The sequence below is a fragment of the Cellvibrio sp. OA-2007 genome (assembly GCF_000953825.1).
Taxonomy (GTDB): Bacteria; Pseudomonadota; Gammaproteobacteria; order Pseudomonadales; family Cellvibrionaceae; genus Cellvibrio.
In genome coordinates this window covers 1-3490 of the sequence record NZ_BBUL01000050.1, presented here as the reverse complement: position 1 = coordinate 3490, position 3490 = coordinate 1, and the positions used below count along the sequence as shown (strand labels likewise).

Sequence of the window (3490 nt, the reverse complement as noted above, 5' to 3'; positions counted from 1 at the left end):
TTATTGCTTTTATCCTGAGTGAAGCGGATAGCCATATCTGGTGAATTGCTGAGAAACTGTTTTGCTTGAAGCACTTTTATTGTTATTTTCTACCATGAGTGTTAACGTTACCAGTAATGATCCCTATATTCAATTGCCATCTGTCGGTTTTTTAGAGAAAAATAAGAATAAAAATGTATAAGTAGAATGCTTATAGCAAATATGAACTTTACTAACTTAACTATAAATTCTATGCAAAATACAATTCAGTTGCGTTTGAAGCCCTTGGCTGCTGTGATTGTGATGGCAATGTTAGGCGCTTGCGATAAAACAGTGAATGTATTGCCATCCCATCAACAGCAAATTCAGGCGCAATTAATTCATACCGGCGGCAGCGCAACGCGGGCGGGTATTTGCCCTGCATCTGCCCTGGATACTGTTGTGCCAATTAGTGCTTTAAATCCATCACCTTTGGTTGATCAGCCGGACATGACGGTGGAAGGCATTTATGCATTTATTCAGAAAAAAGACATTCGCTCGATTGATGAGTTAGTGAATTACTTTCCAGCGCACTATCAAAATAACTTTTCATTAGTTGAGCATACCCGTGCAACAGGACAATCGAATTTGGAATACCCCCGCATTGTGTTGTTTGGTTCTGATGGCCGATTTTTACTAAACATCGGCACCAAGCTGGATGATCCTAAATACAATCTATTAGATGTTGCGCAATTGGATGAGAATACTGGACGGTGGGAATTTTCAGTGTTTGATTTTGATGGGGATAAACCGCGCTTGATTCGCAATGATCCAAGTTGTGCGCAATGTCACGGCACTGAGAATGCGCGCCCGGTGTGGGGCACTAATTTGGATTGGCCTGGGGTATTTGGCGATAATATTGCTCCGGGGCCACAGGGTGAAGCACTGGACGGAAAGCACGCAAAGAAAATGAATGCACTGATGCACGGTGAATATAACTCACCGCGTTTTTCTTTTTTGCAGTGGTCACCGCAGACATTGACGCGCGGCGCTAAACGTAAAATTGCCAAGCATGCGTTTGGAGCGGAATTAATTATGTCCAATATCGCTATGGGCACAGCCACTGCTCGCGGCGCTTTTGTTCGTTTGCAGAATATCCATCCGCAACAGTATAAATCCCAGCGCGCGGAACTTTTGTTGGCTTATTTCGCCAAACGTTTAGCGGCTGCTCAGGGTGAATCAGCGCAACAGCTCTATAAGCAGTTAATTCAATCACCTCGTTTTCCCACCGCCAATATTGAACAGTTACTCCGTGATTTGGGGGTTGACCCCGATGAAGCTTTTTCACTGGCAACATTGGCTCATTTAGAGGCGCCACAGCCTGATTGGAGCATGGGGGAGGGGGATTTGTTGGATATGGTTATGCTGCAAGTATTAAATGATTTACGTCAAGAGGATGCACAGCTTGCCGATTTGTTAGCCGTTGTTCCGGCAGAGATGGGAGTAATTGATTGCCCTGATACCGTGGCGACTATTGCACAATTAATTGATTTTAAAATGCTACATTTGTTTTATCTGCGCGGGGCTGCACGCTATCAGGTGAATTGGATTTATTATCCGCTTGATGCCGAAGATATTTATGAGCGGGTATTTGATCCTATCGTAAAGCCGGTTGTTAAATATTTTCAATAAGCAGGTGGTTTTTATAAGTCACTCAATATGTAGGTATTGGTTTCGCTATTGTAGTCGCAGCGATAAACGTGTTGTGTTTGTTTTGCATTGCTCTTTGTGATTAATACAATGTGATGGCTTAATTCTATGTAATAGCCACCTAGTACACATCCTTTTACGCCATAATTTAAGTCTGTTTCAGTAGGGTAATAAATAGGTGAGGTCGACTGAATAAGGCTTTCTTCTTTGCTATCAGTTGCAATGGTTACAACGTAATTTCCCTGCTCGTCCCTGCCTATGTTATTTATTTTTCGATCAAAAAAATCAGATTTTATTTTATAAGTTTCGGTGCTCTCCATGTTTTTTGATGGCGTGGTTATTTCCGTTGGTGCGAAGATTAATTCTGGTTTGTGGTTATAGACTGATGTGGATATGACGTTGTTATCAAGCTTTCCATCGTCGTCGCGGGCGGTTGTTTTTTCTGCCTCGCTAAGAGGCGAATCATGGGTAAATGCAGGTGATGAGTAGAGCACTGAATCGCCCGGTTGCACGCCGATTAATAACATCATGCTGTAAATAAACACGCTTCCGATTGTAAAAGCGAGAAAAAGCCGATTGTTTTTCATGTTGTTATCACGCAAATTAAATTGCCTGCCTGAATACATCAAGCAGGCAAGCAAAGCAATTACTTAATGACAAGACGCCGATGCAGCTTGGCTGGCATCGACAAAACAGCGTTGGCAAGAGGCTGCCCAGAACGGGTGGCTAACTGGGCAGTTATTGCTGGGCGCCGCACTGCTCGCTGCTGCAGAGCTGATTGCTGCTTTGGATGAGTTTAGGTTGCTAGATGAAGCCGCTGAGCTTTTGGCGCTGCTTTGAGTATTGCCGCAACCGCCGCGATATTCACAGGCTTGTGCGCTAACGCCTGGCTGCCAGCTGCGAGTAAATGTAAGCATGGATGCTTTTACTGAAGCGTCCAAATCGCCCGCGTATTTATCAATGGCACCATCGCCCATGTACAAACCGAGGTATGCCATTATGTCATCGGTTGATAAGCCACAACCAAAACCGGTGGTGAGTAATTGACGTGGGTCAGAGCCTTTTGCTTGACTGGCCTCATTGCGATCAATCCAGGCATCACCATTGGTATTCAAGGCATCTGTTAATGAAGAGCCTCTGTCTTGCCCAAGTAGTGCGACAAAATATTTACGTACATCTTCGGTTTTCATCCGTGGATTGAGTGAAGGAACGGCACCTTGGTAGCCTGAAGCAGCAACAAATGCATCGTCAATATCGATCCCCAAGTTGTATTCAATATCCAGCATGGCTTCTTTGGCGTTTGCTGGGTCACTACAAATGCTAGCGTTGCTGACAAAAATACCGTCTTTATTTAAGCAGCCCGTATCATTTCCAATCATGGTCACACAGACTGTATCGCACCAACTTTGAGTGAATTCTCCACGGCGACCAGAAACTACATGGGATGGATTTGTATCGCTTTGACAAGTGAGTGCGGTACTGGTTGTTGCACTGCTCGCTTTTGAACTGGCCGCTTTACTGGCGGGCATGGAGCTGGTGGCAGTGGAGCTCATGGCGGTTGAGCTGGGTGCAGTGCTGCTGGTGGTCGCCACTGAGCCTAAATAGCAAGGTGTTGAAACGGCCTGACCGGGTTTGACATTGGCTGATGTCAAGCATTGACCCATGGTATTGTCCTGCACTTTGAATTCAATCGCATAACTCATGCTGACATTTACTGGTGCATAGCTGCGCTCGTAACGATTACCCACTTTAGTCGCTGTACGGCAATCGCCATTCACACACAGGTACACAAAGCCCGCAGTTTGGCCGCCATCTAAATGAT

At 45.0% G+C, this 3490-nt stretch carries 3 protein-coding genes; 1 reads left to right on the top strand and 2 read right to left on the bottom strand.

The genetic code is table 11. From position 1 onward, the window contains the following. Window positions 1-231: 231 nt before the first annotated feature. A complete protein-coding gene (locus AWU77_RS02270; RefSeq protein WP_062058648.1) occupies window positions 232-1650 on the top strand; it encodes a hypothetical protein in 1419 nt (472 codons plus the stop codon). Between the two features lie 11 nt (window positions 1651-1661). Here AWU77_RS02270 and AWU77_RS02265 read toward each other — a convergent pair whose 3' ends face one another. Together AWU77_RS02265 and AWU77_RS02260 are read right to left on the bottom strand one after the other, a co-directional pair. Then, window positions 1662-2270, bottom strand: coding sequence for a hypothetical protein (locus tag AWU77_RS02265; protein WP_151032912.1), 609 nt, complete (start codon window positions 2268-2270; stop codon window positions 1662-1664). 48 nt (window positions 2271-2318) lie between these two features. Beyond that, window positions 2319-3490: family 31 carbohydrate-binding protein (locus AWU77_RS02260; RefSeq protein ID WP_062058642.1), on the bottom strand; the 1172-nt coding region annotated here is incomplete at its 5' end.